This window comes from Kineosporia sp. NBRC 101677 (genome assembly GCF_030269265.1).
Classification (GTDB): Bacteria; Actinomycetota; Actinomycetes; order Actinomycetales; family Kineosporiaceae; genus Kineosporia; species Kineosporia rhizophila.
This window is the reverse complement of record NZ_BSTA01000002.1, coordinates 740,480-756,817: the sequence shown is the minus strand read 5'-3', so window position 1 is coordinate 756,817 and position 16,338 is coordinate 740,480. Positions and strand designations below refer to the sequence as shown.

The window sequence follows — 16,338 nt, the reverse complement described above, 5'->3', positions numbered from 1 at the left end:
CTACGCGACCAGCCACCGCCGCAGGGCCTCCAGGCAGGCGGTGAGATCGCTGACCGGGCACTGCTCGTCGTCCTTGTGCGCGAGCGAGGGGTTGCCCGGGCCGAAGTTCACCGCCGGGATCCCGAGCGTGGAGAACAGCGCCACGTCGGTCCAGCCGAACTTCGGTCCGGGTGTTCCCCCTACTGCCTTCACGAAATTCGCTGCCACCGGGGCGTTCAGCCCTGGTCGGGCGGCCGGCGAGGCATCCGTGACGGTGACCGTGAACCCGTCAAACAGCGAACGCAGGTGCGCCTCGGCCTGCTCCAGGCTCTTGTCCGGCGCGAACCGGTAATTGACCAGCACCGTGCACCGGTCGGGAATGACGTTCCCGGCGATCCCTCCGGAGATCCCGACCGCGTTCAGGCCCTCCCGGTAGACCAGCCCGTCGACCTCGATCTCGCGGGCCCGGTAGGCGTTCAGGACCTCGAGCACCGCCCCGGCCTTGTGGATCGCGTTCGAGCCCATCCACGACCGGGCCGAGTGCGCCGCCGTCCCGGTGGTCTCCACCTCGATCCGCATGGTGCCCTGACAGCCGCCCTCGACCACCGCCGAGGTGGGTTCGCCGAGGACCGCGAAGTCGGCCTGCAGCAGCTCCGGCCGGGTGCGGGAGAGGCGGCCGAGGCCGTTGCGCACGGCCTCCACCTCTTCGCAGTCGTAGAACACGTAGGTGACGTCGCGGGTGGGTTCGGTGACGGTCGCGGCCAGAGCCAGCGCCACCGCCACACCGCCCTTCATGTCCACCGTTCCCCGGCCGTGCAGCACCGAGCCGTCCGGGGAGAGCCAGGTGGGCAGGTTGGCCGGCTCGACCGTGATCGGCACCGTGTCGATGTGCCCGGCGATCACCACCCGCTCGGCCCGGCCGAGGTGGGTGCGGGCGACGATGCAGTTGCCGTCGCGGATCACCTCCAGGTGCCCGAGCTCGCGCAGCGCGGCCTCGACACGGTCGGCGATCAGCGCCTCGTCACCGCTCACCGAGGGGATGTCGCACAGCGCGCGCGTGAGGTCCACGACGTCGCCGGTCAGGTTCAGGGGCAGCGCGGCACCGGTCATGTCGCGACCATATCGGGCCCCACGAAACCAGATTGAGGACGCCGGCGGGCACCGATGCGTTTCGGGTACCGGTGCGCGGGTGGCTCGGTGGGCGGACCACCCTTCGCCCGCCCGTAGGATGCACGGCATGACCGAGGTGAGCCCCACGTCCCCCGCTTCCGCTTCCGCCCCCCGCCTGGCCTGGGGTTATGGCCTGGCCAGCAGCACCGAGGCCGGGGTCGTGCTGGACACCTGGTACCCGGCTCCGCAGCTCGGCGCCGCCCCGCAGGCGGCCGGCCCCTACGACGTGCCCGCCGACCTCGCCTCGCTCGAGGGCACCGACCCGCACCGCAAGGTGCGCCTGCACGTGGTGCGCACCGAGATCGACCTCGACGCCGAGCCGAAGGACACGCCGGACGCGTACCTGCGCCTGCACCTGCTCTCGCACCGCCTGGTGCGGCCCAACACGATCAACCTGGCCGGCATCTTCGGCGCCCTGCCGAACGTGGTGTGGACCAACCACGGCCCCTGCCCGGCAGACGACTTCGAGGCCACCCGGCTGCGCATCCGCGCCGGCGGCGGCCCGAACACCCGGGTCGAGGTCACCGGGGTGGACAAGTTCCCGCGGATGACCGACTACGTGCTGCCGGCCGGTGTGCGCATCGCCGACGCCTCGCGGGTGCGCCTGGGCGCTCACCTCGCCGCCGGAACCACGGTCATGCACGAGGGTTTCGTCAACTTCAACGCCGGCACGGTGGGCAATTCGATGGTCGAGGGCCGGATCTCGCAGGGTGTCGTGGTCGGTGAGGGCTCCGACATCGGCGGCGGCGCCTCGATCATGGGCACGCTGTCGGGCGGCGGCAAGGAGGTCATCGCGATCGGTGAGCGCTGCCTGCTCGGGGCGAACGCCGGTCTGGGCATCAGCCTGGGTGACGACTGCGTGGTCGAGGCGGGTCTGTACCTGACCGCCGGCACCAAGGTGCAGCTGCTGTCCGAGCCGAAGGGCACGGCCGGCGACGGGGTCCCGGCCAGCAAGGAGAACCCGAAGCTGGTGAAGGCCTCCACCCTTTCGGGGGCCAGTGGCCTGCTGTTCCGCCGCAACTCCACCACCGGGGCGGTGGAGGCGCTGGCCCGCAGCGGTGGCTTCACGTTCGAGCTGAACGCGGCGCTGCACGCCAACGACTGAGTCCGGCGAGAGGCGGTCATGCAGCTTTCTCTCAGGTAGAAGCTGCATGATCGTCCGTTCGGACCGAACGACGACGGCAAGGAGGTGAGGGCGGATGAGTAACTCCGATCCCACCCGGCCCATGCCGGCCAAGGGCCCGAAAGCCGGTACGCCCCGCCCGGAACGGCCCGCTCCCGTCGGCAGCCGGCCCCCGGCCGGGTCGGACGAGCGCACCCGGCCGATGGCGCAGGAGAGCACCGATCCGTACCGCGACGACGGGGGCAGCATGGGCGGTCGCAAAGCCAAGCGCCGCAGCCCCTTCCGCGGCCCGCTGATCGCCCTGACGGTCATCCTGCTCACCGCCGGCGCCGCCGTCGGTGGCGCCTGGATCTGGCTGCAGGGCGCCGTCGGCCCGGTCACCCTGCGGGAGATCTGCACGGGCGAGTTCGAGAACGGCGACAAGCACACGCTGGAGATCGACCAGGCCGACAACGCCGCGATCATCACCGCCATCGCCGAGAAGCGTGACTTCCCGGTGCGGGCGGCCACGATCGGCGTGGCCACCGCGATCCAGGAGTCCAAGCTCCGCAACATCACCTACGGCGACCGCGACTCCGTAGGCCTCTTCCAGCAGCGCCCGTCGCAGGGCTGGGGCACCCGCGAGGAGATCCTCGACCCGATCTACGCCACCAACGAGTTCTACGACGCGCTGGCCAAGATCGGCGACCTGGACGAGCTGACCATCACCGAGGCCGCCCAGAAGGTGCAGCGCTCGGCCTTCCCCGAGGCCTATGCCGACCACGAGCCCGAGGCCCGGCTGATCGTGTCCCCGCTGGCCGGTCACTCCCCCGGCGGCTGGAACTGCGTGCTGAAGGAAGACGACCTGGCCGCCCAGCAGCCGGGCGAGAACGGCCTGACCGAGCGGGCTCTCGGAGTGCGCGCCGCCGCCAAGGAGGAGCTGGGCCGCAGCAAGTCGGAGGTCGACCAGGCCGGCACCGGCCTGACGTTCTCGGTCCCGGCCGAGAAGAACGACCGCCACGCCTGGGCCCTGGCGTCCTGGGCGGTGGCCCGCGCGGATGCGCTCGGGGTGAAACAGGTTTCGCTGGCCGGGCACCGCTGGGTGCGGGCCGACTCCGGCAAGGGCTGGACGGAGACCGCCGGCGATCTCTCCGATCGCCAGGTCCAGATCACTGTTTACTGACAGCGCAACCGGCGCCCGAGGGCGTCCTCAATTGGAAACCCTCGAGCCCCCAAACGGAACCACCGGGCGCCTCGTCGTGGAGGAGCACCCGGCGCCGAACCTGAGCCCGGTGGTCCTGACTACCCGACCACCGGGCCCTCATACGTGTATCAGCGCTCGCTGATCCCCAGGTAAGGACGTTCCGTGGCGCCGATGTAGACCTGCCGCGGACGTCCGATCTTGGTCTGCTTGTCCTCGGTCATCTCGCGCCACTGGGCGATCCAGCCCGGCAGCCGGCCGAGGGCGAACAGCACCGTGAACATCTTCGTGGGGAAGCCCATGGCCTTGTAGATCAGGCCGGTGTAGAAGTCCACGTTGGGGTAGAGCTTGCGCTCGATGAAGTAGTCGTCGCTGAGCGCGATCTCCTCGAGCCGCAGCGCGATGTCGAGCAGCGGGTCGTTCACGCCCAGACCCCGCAGGATGTCGTCGGCGGTCTTCTTGATGATGGCCGCGCGCGGGTCGTAGTTCTTGTACACCCGGTGCCCGAAGCCCATCAGCCGGACGCCGCCCTCCTTGTTCTTCACCTTGTTCATGAAGGTGTCGGGGCCGTCGGGCGACTTCTGGATCTCCTCCAGCATCTCCAGCACCGCCGAGTTGGCGCCGCCGTGCAGCGGGCCGGACAGGGCGTGGATACCGGCCGAGACCGAGGCGAACAGGTTGGCCTGGCCGGAGCCGACCAGCCGGACCGTGGAGGTCGAGCAGTTCTGCTCGTGGTCGGCGTGCAGGATGAACAGCAGGTCCAGGGCCTTGGCCAGGACCGGGTCCACGTCGTACGGCTCGGCCGGGAAGCCGAACGTCATCCGCAGGAAGTTCTCCACCAGGCCGAGCGAGTTGTCCGGGTAGAGGAACGGCTGGCCGACCGACTTCTTGTAGGCGTAGGCGGCGATCGTGGGCAGCTTGGCCAGCAGCCGTACGGTGGCCAGCTCGACCTGGTCGTGGTCGCGGATGCTGGTGCTGTCCGGGTAGAACGTGCCCAGCGCGGAGACCGCGGCCGAGAGCACCGGCATCGGGTGCGCGTCGCGCGGGAAGCCGTCGAAGAACCGCTTGAAGTCCTCGTGCAGCAGGGTGTGCCGCTGGATGCGGTTGGTGAACTCCTCCAGCTGCGACGTGCTCGGCAGCTCACCGTAGATCAGCAGGTAGCTGACCTCGAGGAAGGTGGACTTCTCGGCCAGCTCGGCGATCGGGTAGCCGCGGTAGCGCAGGATGCCGGCGTCACCGTCGATGTAGGTGATGGCCGAGGTGCACGACGCAGTGTTGGTGAAGCCCGGGTCCAGGGTGACGTAACCGGTCTTCGAGAGGAGCGAGGACACACCGAACCCGGAAGTTCCCTCAGTTGCCCGGGTCACCCCCAGGTCGAGTTCGCCGCCTGGGTAGTTCAGGGTGATCTGATCGGATCCGTCGGACATAGGACGCTCCCACGCTGGTGTCTGGGTCCAGGGTCTTGTGGCCGTGCTCCGGCGTGGTTCGCCGGGACACACGGCCTTAACGCAAGTTACCCCTCGTTGATCCGCCTGAGCCATCCGGACCAGCCGCACGGGCCGCGAGTTGCGCCACTCTTTCATCACTGACGGTCAGTGCGACGCGCACGTGCCGGGCACCCGAGGGGCCGTAGAAGTCTCCCGGAGTGACCAGGACGCCGCGCGCGGCGAGATCGGCGACGGTGTCCCAGCACGGTTCGTCCCGGGTGGCCCAGAAGTACAGGCCGGCCTCGGAGTAGTCGATCTTGAAGCCCTCGGCCCGCAGCCAGTCGCGCACGACTTCACGCCGACGGCGGTACCGCTCGCGCTGCTCGGCGACGTGCTCGTCGTCGCCCAGGGCGACCCGCAGGGCCTCCTGCACCGGCCACGGGACGATCATCCCGGCGTGCTTGCGGATCTCCAGAATGCGTTGCACCAGAACGGGATCCCCGGCCACGAAGGCGGCCCGGTAGCCGGCCAGGTTGGACTGCTTGCTGGTCGAGTAGACCGCCAGCAGACCCTCGTGGGACCCGCCGCAGACCTCCGGGTCGAGGATGCTCGGCACCTCCACGCCGTCCCAGCCGAGCTCGGCGTAGCACTCGTCGCTGGCCACCACGGCACCCACCGAACGGGCCCAGGCGACCATCTTGCGCAGGTGCTCCACCCCCAGCACCCGACCGGTCGGATTGCCCGGGGAGTTGAGCCAGAGCAGCTTGACCGCGTTCTTGCCCGGGCCCACCTGCACCGTGCCGTCGGCGGCGAGCGGAGTGGCCCCGGCCAGCCGCGCACCCACGTCGTACGTGGGATATGCCACTTGGGGATGCATGACCACGTCGCCCGGGCCGAGCCCGAGCAGGGTGGGCAGCCAGGCCACCAGTTCCTTCGAGCCGATCGTCGGCAGCACGCCGGCCGGGTCGAGGTCGGGCACGTTGCGCCGGCGCGCGAACCAGGCCGCGACCGCCTCCCGCAACGGCGGCGTGCCGAAGGTCTGCGGGTAGCCGGGCGCGTCGGACGCGTCGGCCAGGGCCTGCCGGACCAGCTCGGGCGTGGGGTCGACCGGGGTGCCGACCGACAGGTCGACGATCCCGCCCGGGTGCTGCCCGGCCTGGTTCTTGAACGGCGTCAGCCGGTCCCAAGGGAAGTCGGGCAGCACCGGGGCGGCCACTACTCGGCCTGCGGGGGCAGCGCGGCGATGAACGCGTGGTCCTTGTTGATCAGGCCCATCTTGGCCGCCCCGCCGGGCGAGCCGAGGTCGCCGAAGAACTCGACGTTGGCCTTGTAGTAGTCGCCCCACTGGTCCGGGACGTCGTCCTCGTAGAAGATCGCCTCCACGGGGCAGACCGGCTCGCAGGCACCACAGTCCACGCACTCGTCGGGGTGGATGTAGAGCATCCGTTCCCCCTCGTAGATGCAGTCGACAGGGCACTCCTCGATGCAGGCCTTGTCCTTCACATCCACGCAGGGCTGCGCGATGACGTAGGTCACGTCCGTCCTCCTGGTCTGGCCGCCCTGGTCGCTCTCCGGGGCGTCTCGTCGCCGTGGCCGCGCATACCGGCCCGGCCCAGTATCTCTGATCGGTCGTGCCCGTGTCGCCGAAGGGTTACCTCATGAAAGGGTCCCCGGATGGATGCGCGCTCGAGCGAGGAGTGGGCCGCGCACGTCGGCTCGCGGGTGGTGGTCCGGCTGCGCGACGGCGACGGCCTGCGGGACGTGCTGGGCGAACTGCTGGCGGTGGAGGGGCAGACCCTGCGGGTGCAGGGCCGCCGGGGCCCGGTGGAGGTGCAGCTGAGCTCGGTGGTGGCCGGCAAGCCGGTCCCCCCGAAGGCGGGCCGGGCGGCGCCCCCGCACCAGGCGCTGTCGGTCGGCGACCTCGAGCTCCTGATGGCCCGGCACTGGCAGGCCGAGGAGCAGGACTGGCTGGGCGGCTGGCTGCTGCGGGCCAGCGGGGGTCACACCAACCGGGCCAACTCGGTGCTGCCGGTCGGCGAGCCCGGCATGCCGCTCGACGTGGCCCTGGTGGAGGTCGTGGACTGGTACGCCGAGCGCGGGCTGCCCCCGGTCGCCACCGCTCCCGAGCCCCGGCTGGACGACGCGGACACCGACCAGCTGCTGGCCGCCACGTCGCTTTTCGAGTCCGCGGGCTGGCGCCGGGTCACTCCCACGCTGGTGCTCACCGCCCCCGTGGCCGAGCTCCGCGCCCTGCAGGCGAGGCTGGGCGGCGCGGCGCTGCCCGAGGGTCTGGTGATCGACCTGGCCGACGAACCGGACCCGGCCTGGCTCAGCCAGTACCGCTATCGCGGGCAGGCGGTGCCCGAGCACGGCATCCGGTTGCTGACCTCCGCGCCGCAGCAGGTGTTCGCCTCGATCAGGACCGCCGAGGGCGAGGTGGCCGGCGCTGCCCGCGGCTCGCTGGCCGATGGCTGGAGCGGGCTGACCGAGATGAAGGTGGAACCGCAGTGGCGCCGCCAGGGTCTCTCGCTGGCCCTGATCGGCGCAGTCGCCGAATGGAGCCGGCAGCACCGCGCCCAGTCGATGTTCCTCCAGGTGGCCGAGGACAACGACGCGGCCCGGGCGAGCTACGCCCGGGCCGGGTTCGGTCTCCACCACCGGTACAGCTACCTCACGCCCTAGGTGGGCTCGGGCAGGTTGGCGGCGATGTCGCGCAAACCCACCCGGGCCTGGTCCAGGGCCACCTCCAGGTCGACCATGAACTGACCGCACTGCCCGGCGCGCCCGGCCCGGGCCTCGGCCTCGATCTGCCGGGCGATCTCGACCACCCGGTCGGTGCCCAGGTTCAGCCCGGCCCCGGCCAGGCTGTGGGCGTGCAGGTAGGCGGCCTCGGAGTCGTCCGCCCCGACGGCCAGGCTCAGCCGCTGGAAGAGGTCGACCGTCCGGGACAGGAACGAGGTGATGATGTCCCGGACCAGTTCGACCTCGAACTCGGTCCCCTCGCCGAGCAACTCGGCGATCCGCTCGTCCGTGGTGCTGATGGCTGGTACCTCCTGAGACTCCTGCGACGATTGCGCCCGGGCCGCCGGACGGGCGCCGGACGGCCGTTCCTCCACCAGCTTCTCCTCGGGCGGGACCGCCTGACGGGGAACGGCCGGTAGCGCGGGCCGGCGGGGTCCTTCCTCCAGAACCCCGACCGCGGTCGTGGCCTCCACCGCTTCCACGGCCTCGACGGTCACGTGCTCGCTGTCCCGGACGGCGGCGATCCGGTCGCGCACCGCCGAATAGTGCTTCTGCATCGGCTGGGTCTTCTCCGCCCGGCCCGCCGGGGGCTCGTCCTCGGTGGTGCGCAGCCACCGGTTGAGCGTGGCCTGCAGCGTGGTGGAACGCACCGGTTTGGCGATGAAGTCGTCCATCCCGGAGTCGAAGCACCGGCGCCGGTCGGCCGCGAAGGTGGCCGCGGTCATCGCGATGATCGGCACCTCCTGGGTGGCCGGGCGGCGGCGCAGCTCCACGGTCGCCGTGTAGCCGTCCATCACCGGCATCTGGCAGTCCATCAGGATCGCGTCGTAGCTGTGCTGCTCGGTCATCGCCAGCGCCTGCTCGCCGTGCCCGGCCACGTCCACCTGGTAGCCCAGCTGCGACAGGATGCCCAGGGCGACCGTCTGGTTGATGTCGTTGTCCTCGACCAGCAGCAGCCGGAACCGCTCCCGGGCGGTCTCGACCGGCCGCACGGTCTGCGCCCGCGGCGGCGGGACCTCGGAATCGGCCTCGTCCGAAGGGGTCTCCGGGCCGGCCGGATCCAGGGCCGGCAGGCTGACCCGGGTCAGAGCGCCGAAAAGGTCCGACTGGCGCACCGGTTTGGTCAGCCGGGCTGCGATCCCGTGCGCTGCGGCGGTGTTCTCGTCCACCTCCGCCCCCGAACTGACCAGCACCACCGGCAGCCCGGCGAGGGCCGGCACCCGGCGGATCTGCTCGATCAGCGTGATCCCGTCCTTGTCCGGCATGTGCATGTCCACCACGGCCAGGTCGTAGCCGCCGGCCGGGGCGGAGCGGTGGGTGAGCATGTCCAGCGCCTCGTCCGCCGACCCGGCCGCCACCGGCCGCATCCCCCAGCGGGTCAGCTGGGTGGTCATGACCAGCCGGTTGACCTCGTTGTCGTCGACCACCAGGACCGCCAGCCCGCGGGCGTCGCGACCGCGCACCGAGCGGCCCCAGTCGGCCGCCGGGGCGAACACCAGCTCGGCCACGAAGGTGGCCCCGGTGCCCAGCTCGCTGGTGGCCCGGATGGTCCCGCCCATCAGGTCGGCCAGCCGCCGGCTGATCGACAGGCCCAGGCCGGTGCCGCCGTAGGCCCGGCTGGTGCCCTCGTCGGCCTGCCGGAACGGCTCGAACAGCTCCTCCAGCCGGGCCGGCTCGATCCCGATGCCGGTGTCGGTGACCGCGAAGCTGACCGTGACCAGCCCGTCCTGACGGGCCGGGCCGGGCGTCACCGAGATCGAGACCCCGCCCTGCTCGGTGAACTTCACCGCGTTGTGGGTCAGGTTCAGCAGGATCTGCCGCAGCCGCCCCGGATCCCCGCTCAGCGCGAACGGCACCCCCGGCTCGTAGTCCACGTCCAGTTCCAGGCCCTTGGCGGTGGCGTTCTGCCGGACCAGGGTGACCACGTCGTCGACCACGTCCTCGAGGCGGAACTCGACCCGGTCGAGCATCAGCCGGCCGGCCTCGATCCGGGAGAAGTCGAGGATGTCGTTGATCACCGTGAGCAGGGCGTCGCCGGCCGTGCGCACGCCCTCCACGTAACGCCGCTGGGTCTCGGTCAGCGGGGTGCCCAGCAACAGGTCGGTCAGGCCGATCACACCGTTCATCGGGGTCCGGATCTCGTGGCTCATGGTGGCCACGAACTCGGACTTCAGCCGGGACGCCTCGACCGCCTGGTCGCGGGTCTCGGCCAGCGCGTTCTGCAGCTCCTTCTGCGCCGTGATGTCCCGCCCGACCGCGTAGATCAGCCGGCGGTCCGGGTCGGAGGCCGCCGTCCACAGCAGCGTGCGCACCTCCTCCTCGAGCACGTAACGGTTCTCGAAGGTGGCCACCCCCGGCTCGGCGGCCAGCCGGGCCAGCTGGTCGGCCACCCGGCGGCGGTCGTCGACGTGGAAGACCTCCTCGAAACGGCGGCCCAGCAACTGGTCCGGGCCGATCCCGAGCCCCGCCGACCAGACCGGGTTGGTCTGCACCAGGTGGCCCTCGAAGTCGGCCACCGCCATGAAGTCGGTGGAGAGCTGGAACAACTGCTCCACCTGGTCGCGGGCGCTCAGCCGGCCGGTCACGTCCTGCAGCGAACCCCAGATCTCCCCCGGCCCGCCCGCCCCGCCGCTGATCCGGAACGTGCACTCGACGATCCGCCGGCTGCCGCCCGGGCCCCGGGTGCGGGCCAGGAACACCTGCGGTTCCCCGGTCCGGACCAGCTCATCCAGCCGCGCAGCGGTCTCCGGCTCGCTCTCGGCCACCAGGAACGGCGCCAGCGCCCGGCCGGTCAGCTCCTCGACCGGGACCCCGAGCAGTTCCTCACCGCCCACCGAGCAGAAGTCCACCGTGCCGTCGGGTTCCAGGCTCAGCAGGACACCGGGTGAGGAATTGGCCAGATCGACCATCCGGCGCTGGTTCTCCAACAGCGTCCGGTTGGCCTGACGGGTGGCCCCGATCGCCCGGCGGCGAAGGGCGGCCACCACCCACGCGGCGACCAGCAGCACCGCCCCGGTCCCGATCGCGGTGGCCCGGAAGTAGACCGCGGGCCGCATCGCGACGGTCTCGCTCTCCTGGGCGACCACCCGCCACTCGTAACCGCTCCCGGCGTCCGGGGCGGAACTCGAGGCGACGATCTGGCCGCTGCCCGCCTGCACCGTGCGGGCCCGGGCGAGCCGGGTGGCCGGGCTGAGGTCGTCCTCGGCGACCGCCCCCTCGCTGTCGGCCACCAGTTGCCCGGCCCCGTCGACCACGCTCAGCCGCACGCCCCGGCCGGTCGCGTACGACTCGACGTAGCGCTGGTAACCGGTGATCTTCCGGGACATCCCGACGTAACCGAGCAACTCGCCGGAGGTGTCACGGATCGGCACGGTGATCGAGCTGACGTCGTTGCCGGAGATCGCGCTGCGGAAGACCGGGGAGATCGAGTACCCGGAGTCGGCGTCGATCCGGGGCACCCAGGACTGCTCGCTCAGGTCGTAGCCGTAGGGCACCCGGTCGGGCAGGTCACCCACCACCCGGCTGCCCGCGTCCAGGATCACCACCGTGGAGATGTCGGTCCCGGCCGCCTCGAGAGTGCGCAGCACCTGCCCGACCGACTTCTGGGAGGCCTCCGCGGACGGGTCCACGAGGGCCTCGGCCAGCTCGGCGTCGGTGGCCACCGAGCCGATCAGGGCGGCCAGGGCGGCGGTCTGCTCCCGCAGGAACACGTCGGCCAGGTCGGCCGTGTTCTGCATCTCCCGCTCGGCGTTGGAGCGCACCATCCGGTCGTAGGAGATCACCGCGGCCGTGATCGGCACCACGATGAGCACGGCGAGCAGGACGAGCACGCCGACGAACCGTCCCCGGTGCCGGTCGTCGCCGGGACGGTCCCGGGCGGGCTCGGCCGGGGTGGTCGCAAGGGTCACCCGGGTCCGATCGACATCCCGTGTGCCGGGGTGAAGCGCTCGGGAGACACTTCGTGCGGGCCCGGCCGCCTCCTCAAGATCGCCCACCGGCCCGCCGACACACCCTCACGGACGAGTGTGACTCCTAGGTGGGGACGGCGTGTTATGGCCCGGGTACTGGTGGTGGACGACGATCCGGACACCGTCCGGATCGTCACGTTCAGGCTGCAGTCGAACGGGCACCGCGTGATCGGCACCACCTCGGCCCAGACGGCGCTGCAGGCGGTGTCGGAGCGGGGCCGGCCGGACGTCGCCATCCTGGACGTCACGATGCCCGAGATGAGCGGGATGGAACTGCTCGTGCACCTGCGGGCGATGGAGGGCAGTGACAACCTGCCCGCCATCTTCCTGTCCGCCCGGGTCTACGAGAACGACATCGAGGCCGGTCGCGCGCTGGGCGCGACCTATCTGACCAAGCCGTTCATCGCCTCGGCGCTGCTGCGCGCGATCGACGAGGCGATCGTCCCCACGTTCGACTCCTGGTGAGCCGCCCGGCTCAGTCCCGGTCGCCGGCCCGGGCCTCGCCGCGGGAGGGCTTGTCCCGGTCCTGGTCGTCGCGCGAGCCCGGTTCGGGACCGCAGATCACTTCGTCCTCGGCGTTGTAGACGGCCTTGAAGGTCTCCGTCTTCTCCACCTTGTCCGAACCCGGACGGCGGAACGTACGGGTGATCGATACGTCGAACCCGCCGTTGGCGCCCTGGGCCACACAGCCCGGTGAGTCGTCGTAGTGCGTCTCGGGGCTGCGCAGGTTGCTGCGCTCGCTCTTGCCCGCGGTGATGTCCCAGTACTTGGTGCCGTAGAAGCTGACCGTGACCTGTGAGCCGACCGAGGCCTTGATCAGCACCGCCGTCTTGGTGTCGTTCTTCCACTTCAGGTCCACGGTGGGCCAGTTGACGGTGGCCTCGCGGCCCTCCGGGTAGCGGGAGATGTAGAACGAGTGCGGCTTGTGGTAGACGTCCTCGAGTCCGGCGAAGAACACGTTGTTGAAGATGGTGGTGGCCATCTGCGAAACGCCACCGCCGTAGTCCTTCACCAGCCGGCCGCCGCTGATCGCGGGGGCCGGGTTGTAGCCCTTCTCCGGCGTCCGCTCGCCGAGAACCTCGTTGAGGCTGAAGGTCTCGCCCGGCAGCACCAGGGTGCCGTCCACCGCACGCCCGGCGATCTGCAGGTTCTCGGTGCGCCCGGCGTCGGCGGTGAGGTTGGTCGAGAAGGTCGAGATCCTCTCCTTCACGCCGAGCTTCTCCGCCTTCTCGGTGGTCAGTTCCGGCTTCTGGGCGGAAGTGGGCACCTCGGCCACCCGCTGACCGGCGTCCGCGGCCACCAGCGGCTCGCGCACCTGATCGGCCAGGGCCGCGGCCTGCACGGTCACGCCGTCCTTGCCCGGAATCACCCGGGGCTTGCCGTTCTCCACCACGATCCGGGCGTCGACCGGCTCCTTGGCGATGTCCTTGCCGCCCTCGTCCAGCACCAGCTTCTTCAGCTTCTTGCCGTCGACGGTCAGGTCGAGCTCGCCGTCCTTGGCCTTGAAACCCAGTAAGGGAGCGATCTGTTCGGGGGTCAGCTCGACCTCGGCCGATCCGACCCGCACGGTGAGCGGGCCGGAGACCGCGGGCTCGGCCTGCTCGGCCAGCACCTTCTCGGCGTCGGCGGTGGTGATCGCCGGGGCCTTGGGCTGCACCGGCACGTCCACCTCGCCGGTGAGCCAGCCCGCCCGCACCACATCGGCGGCGCTGTCGCTGATCTCGTAGCCGTCGGTGGAGGGCGTGACCTTCGGCTCGGTGCCCTCGAAGGACACCTTCGCGTTCTTCGGCTCCTCGCCGGAGTCCTTGCGGAAGGCGTCCAGGCCCTTCTCGATGGCCTCGTCGCTCAGCCCCGGATCGGCCTCCTCGGCGCCCCCGCCGGCCATCTTCTTCCAGAGCGAGACCGGGTTGACGGTGAAGCCGGTGAGCCGGTCGGCCACCGCTCCGGCGTCCAGGGAGAGACCCAGATCGCCCACCGGAGTGGCCTTCTCGTCCTTGCCCTCGGAAGCCGTGAGCACGACCTTGCCGTCCAGATCGGCGAACGCCCGGTCGAGGGTGTTTACGGCCTCGGTCTTGTTCATCCCGCCGATCTGCACCCCGGCCACACTGGTGCCGTCGGCGATCCGGCCCGATTCCATCCAGGCGAAACCCAGGTAGACGGCCAGTGCGCCACCCGCAGCGGCCGCGCTGATCAGCAGGGTCTTGCGGCCGCCGGGAATGCGGCTGGACGGGCCCGCGGGCGAGCCGTAACCGTTGTCGCTGCCGGATCCGTTCGCGGGGCCGGAGTTCGGGTCCCGATCTCCGGGTGACTGCGAGTTCGCCGCCGGCCAGCCAGAATTGAAGACGTCCGTGGGCCTCACGTCGTCGGCCGGGGGTTGGTCGGGTCGCTGGCTGTTGGCGCCCGGGGCGGGCGCGAAAGCGGGCCGTTCCTGCGGGTGCGAGCTCGGCTGCTGACCCTCGGACTCGCTCTCCGGGTCACGGCCCGGGCCCGCGTTCGGCCCGGCTTCCAACTCAGGACGGTCTCCCGGACCGAAGTTCGGTGCGCCGCCCGGCCCACGCCCGGCGCCGGGGGAGGGCTCCGACTGCGAGCCACCACGCCCCTGGCCCTGACCCTGCGCCCCCGCGGACCCGGAGCCGACCGCCCGCGGGGCAGCGAAACTCGGAGTGGGCATGGGCGCCGGCATCGCCGCCGGCCTCATCGCCGGCCGACCCCCCGGCAGCCCGCCAGCACCTTCCGGCCGGGCACCCGGCAGCCCGGCAGCACCCTCCGGCCGGGCACCCGGCAGGCCACCAGCACCGTCCGGCCGCCCACCCGACGCACCATCGGACGAGCCACCCGCACGCCCGCCCTGAGCACCCCGACCCCAACCATCCGACGCGCCATCCGCACGCCCACCAGGCGCACCATTGGACCGCCCACCGGAACCACCACCGGCCACACTCGGCGCCCAGCCACCCTGCCCATTGCCAGAGCGACCACCAGACACACCGTCGGACCGCCCATCAGACCCGCCGCCCGGCCGCTCACCCGGCGCGCCCGGGGACCGATCACCCGGCGCGTCTCCCGACCGCCCAACCGGAGCCCCTGGGGACCAACCACCAGAGCGACCACCATCGGACCGACCAGACTCGCCACCCGACGCGTTCCCCGGCCGCCCGCCGGCCCAACCACCAGACTCACGACCCGGGGCGCCCTGGGACCAACCATCCGAAGAGCCAGCCACACGCCCACCCGGCGCGTCACCGGACCGCCCGCCAGGCTGGCCACCCGACGCACTACCCGGCCGCCCGCCGGCCCGGCCACCGGACCAGCCGCCGCCCGCCGCATCGGACCGGCCGCCAGACTCGCCGCCCGAAGCGCCCTGAGCCCGACCATCCGAAGGGGCAGCCTCACGGCCACCCGAAGAACCACTGGGCCAGACACCAGACTGAGCAGCCCCACGCCCACTGGGCGCGTCACCGGACCGCCCGCCAGACTGACCACCCGACGCACTACCCGGCCGGCCACCGGCCCGGCCCCCGGACTCGCCACCCGGGGCGCCCTGGGACCGACCATCCGAAGAGCCAACTCCACGCCCACCCGAAGCACCGTTGGACCAGCCACCGGACTCGCCCGCCGCACGCCCACCAGGCGCGTCACCGGACCGCCCGTCAAACTGGCCACCCGACGCACTACCCGGCCAGCCACCGGACCAACCGCCAGCCGCACCATCGGAACGGCCACCTGACTCGCCGCCCGGGGCGCTCTGGGCCCGGCCGTCCGAAGAGGCACTGCTGCGTCCGCCCGGCGCACCTTCGGACCAGCCACCGGAGGTCCTACCGGGACGCCCGCCTGACGCTCCATCAGTCCGCCCACCAGACGCGCCCGCCTGCGCGCCGCCCGCTGGCTGCCGCCCGGGGGCACCCGCAGCGCGGTTGCCCGAGTTCGCGGGGTTGTCCTGGCTCACCGAGGGGCCTGAGTCATGCCTGACCGTCGGGGTGTCTTCACCCGACAGATCCTTCGGCTCGTCGCCGCCGCCCTGCACCTTCGGCAGGGGCTGGGTGGCGTCCACAGGGGGCTGCGTCATCGCCGACCCCGATCGCCGGCGGGCTGATTGCCCGATTCGTCCGCGGGGATGGGGGGCCGCGCCGCCAGCGGGGTTTCTGCCACCGGGTCATGGTACGACGGAGCGTCACCGAAACGGCTGTGTCGCATTGTGATCCGTGATCGAACCGGTAACGAATCAGCCCTGCCCCCGGCGACATGTCTAGATCCGGGCGTATGCGCCCCGGTGGTAGAGCAGCGCCCCGGCCCGGTCGCCCGGCACCGAGGCGGCCACCACCTCGCCCAGCACGATGTTGTGGTCGCCGCCGGGGTAGACGTCCGTCGTCCGGCACTCCAGGGTGGCCACGGCCTCGTCGAGCAGGGCAACACCGGTCTCAGGGCCCCGATGGTGCGGGATCCGGTCCAGCTGCCCGATCAGCGGCCGACCGCGATTGGCCAGCCAGTCCGCCACCGGCCGCTGCCCGGAGTCCAGCACGCTGACGCCCCAGACCCCGGCCTCGACGACCGCGTCGTGGAAGCGGGCCTCCCGCTCCACACAGACCAGCACCAGCAGGGGATCCAACGACACCGAGGTGAACGCGTTGACCGTCATCGCATGGTCCAGGCGCCCTTCCAGGCTGGTCACCACGCAGACCCCAGTGGCGAACCGCCCCACCGCGCGCCGGAACGTTCCCTGATCCACAGCCATGCTCTCCACCCTAAGCG

General features: G+C 71.5%; 12 protein-coding genes. 4 read left to right on the top strand and 8 right to left on the bottom strand.

All coding sequences use genetic code 11. The features are described from left to right. Positions 1–1,089 carry a succinyl-diaminopimelate desuccinylase gene (gene dapE, locus QSK18_RS08850; RefSeq protein WP_285617722.1) on the bottom strand — a complete coding sequence of 363 codons (1,089 nt, stop codon included), beginning with the start codon at positions 1,087–1,089 and terminating at the stop codon, positions 1–3. A 127-nt stretch (positions 1,090–1,216) separates the two neighbouring features. Here dapE and dapD point away from each other — a divergent pair, with 127 nt between their 5' ends. Then, complete coding sequence (gene dapD, locus QSK18_RS08845) at positions 1,217–2,254, top strand: 2,3,4,5-tetrahydropyridine-2,6-dicarboxylate N-succinyltransferase (protein ID WP_285617721.1); 1,038 nt, start codon at positions 1,217–1,219, stop codon at positions 2,252–2,254. 94 nt (positions 2,255–2,348) lie between these two features. Further along, positions 2,349–3,434 carry a hypothetical protein gene (locus QSK18_RS08840; RefSeq protein WP_232809267.1) on the top strand — a complete coding sequence of 362 codons (1,086 nt, stop codon included), beginning with the start codon at positions 2,349–2,351 and terminating at the stop codon, positions 3,432–3,434. Between the two features lie 149 nt (positions 3,435–3,583). Here the strand turns inward: QSK18_RS08840 and QSK18_RS08835 are convergent, their stop codons facing one another. The 3 genes from QSK18_RS08835 to fdxA all read right to left on the bottom strand — a co-directional run bounded on the left by QSK18_RS08835 (position 3,584) and on the right by fdxA (position 6,415). Continuing rightward, on the bottom strand, positions 3,584–4,879 hold the full coding sequence (locus tag QSK18_RS08835; RefSeq protein ID WP_232809268.1) for a citrate synthase: 1,296 nt from the start codon (positions 4,877–4,879) through the stop codon (positions 3,584–3,586). A gap of 76 nt (positions 4,880–4,955) precedes the next feature. After that, positions 4,956–6,095 (bottom strand): succinyldiaminopimelate transaminase, encoded by a 1,140-nt coding sequence (gene dapC, locus QSK18_RS08830; RefSeq protein ID WP_285617720.1) that lies wholly within the window; start codon positions 6,093–6,095, stop codon positions 4,956–4,958. Beyond that, entirely contained in the window at positions 6,095–6,415 is a 321-nt protein-coding gene (gene fdxA, locus QSK18_RS08825) for a ferredoxin (protein WP_232809270.1), read from the bottom strand. The genes dapC and fdxA overlap by 1 nt, the downstream gene beginning before the upstream one ends. A gap of 138 nt (positions 6,416–6,553) precedes the next feature. Here fdxA and QSK18_RS08820 point away from each other — a divergent pair, with 138 nt between their 5' ends. Further along, positions 6,554–7,561: a GNAT family N-acetyltransferase gene (locus QSK18_RS08820; RefSeq protein WP_285617719.1), complete on the top strand. Its 1,008-nt coding sequence runs from the start codon at positions 6,554–6,556 to the stop codon at positions 7,559–7,561. Here the strand turns inward: QSK18_RS08820 and QSK18_RS08815 are convergent. Then, positions 7,558–11,529, bottom strand: a complete 3,972-nt coding sequence (locus QSK18_RS08815; protein ID WP_285617718.1) for a response regulator — start codon at positions 11,527–11,529, stop codon at positions 7,558–7,560. The two genes, QSK18_RS08820 and QSK18_RS08815, sit on opposite strands and share 4 nt — an antisense overlap. A gap of 144 nt (positions 11,530–11,673) precedes the next feature. Here QSK18_RS08815 and QSK18_RS08810 point away from each other — a divergent pair, with 144 nt between their 5' ends. Next, the gene (locus tag QSK18_RS08810; RefSeq protein ID WP_232809273.1) at positions 11,674–12,054 is read left to right on the top strand and encodes a response regulator; all 381 of its coding nucleotides are present in this window, start codon (positions 11,674–11,676) and stop codon (positions 12,052–12,054) included. 10 nt (positions 12,055–12,064) lie between these two features. On the opposite strand, the gene QSK18_RS08805 is transcribed toward QSK18_RS08810, so the two are convergent. From QSK18_RS08805 to QSK18_RS08795, 3 genes are all read right to left on the bottom strand, one after another. After that, positions 12,065–14,260 carry a VanW family protein gene (locus QSK18_RS08805; protein WP_285617717.1) on the bottom strand — a complete coding sequence of 732 codons (2,196 nt, stop codon included), beginning with the start codon at positions 14,258–14,260 and terminating at the stop codon, positions 12,065–12,067. 23 nt (positions 14,261–14,283) lie between these two features. Beyond that, positions 14,284–14,508 carry a hypothetical protein gene (locus QSK18_RS08800; protein ID WP_232809275.1) on the bottom strand — a complete coding sequence of 75 codons (225 nt, stop codon included), beginning with the start codon at positions 14,506–14,508 and terminating at the stop codon, positions 14,284–14,286. 1,327 nt (positions 14,509–15,835) lie between these two features. Next, complete coding sequence (locus tag QSK18_RS08795) at positions 15,836–16,321, bottom strand: flavin reductase family protein (RefSeq protein WP_232809276.1); 486 nt, start codon at positions 16,319–16,321, stop codon at positions 15,836–15,838. Positions 16,322–16,338 lie beyond the last annotated feature (17 nt).

Excerpts from the sequence above, each read along its gene's own strand:
- QSK18_RS08795 (WP_232809276.1), bottom strand. The coding sequence starts at position 16,321 with ATGGCTGTGGATCAGGGAACGTTCCGGCGCGCGGTGGGGCGGTTCGCC.
- QSK18_RS08835 (WP_232809268.1), bottom strand. The coding sequence starts at position 4,879 with ATGTCCGACGGATCCGATCAGATCACCCTGAACTACCCAGGCGGCGAA.
- QSK18_RS08840 (WP_232809267.1), top strand. The coding sequence starts at position 2,349 with ATGAGTAACTCCGATCCCACCCGGCCCATGCCGGCCAAGGGCCCGAAA.
- dapD (WP_285617721.1), top strand. The coding sequence starts at position 1,217 with ATGACCGAGGTGAGCCCCACGTCCCCCGCTTCCGCTTCCGCCCCCCGC.
- QSK18_RS08805 (WP_285617717.1), bottom strand. The coding sequence starts at position 14,260 with ATGCCCACTCCGAGTTTCGCTGCCCCGCGGGCGGTCGGCTCCGGGTCC.
- QSK18_RS08810 (WP_232809273.1), top strand. The coding sequence starts at position 11,674 with ATGGCCCGGGTACTGGTGGTGGACGACGATCCGGACACCGTCCGGATC.
- dapE (WP_285617722.1), bottom strand. The coding sequence starts at position 1,089 with ATGACCGGTGCCGCGCTGCCCCTGAACCTGACCGGCGACGTCGTGGAC.
- QSK18_RS08820 (WP_285617719.1), top strand. The coding sequence starts at position 6,554 with ATGGATGCGCGCTCGAGCGAGGAGTGGGCCGCGCACGTCGGCTCGCGG.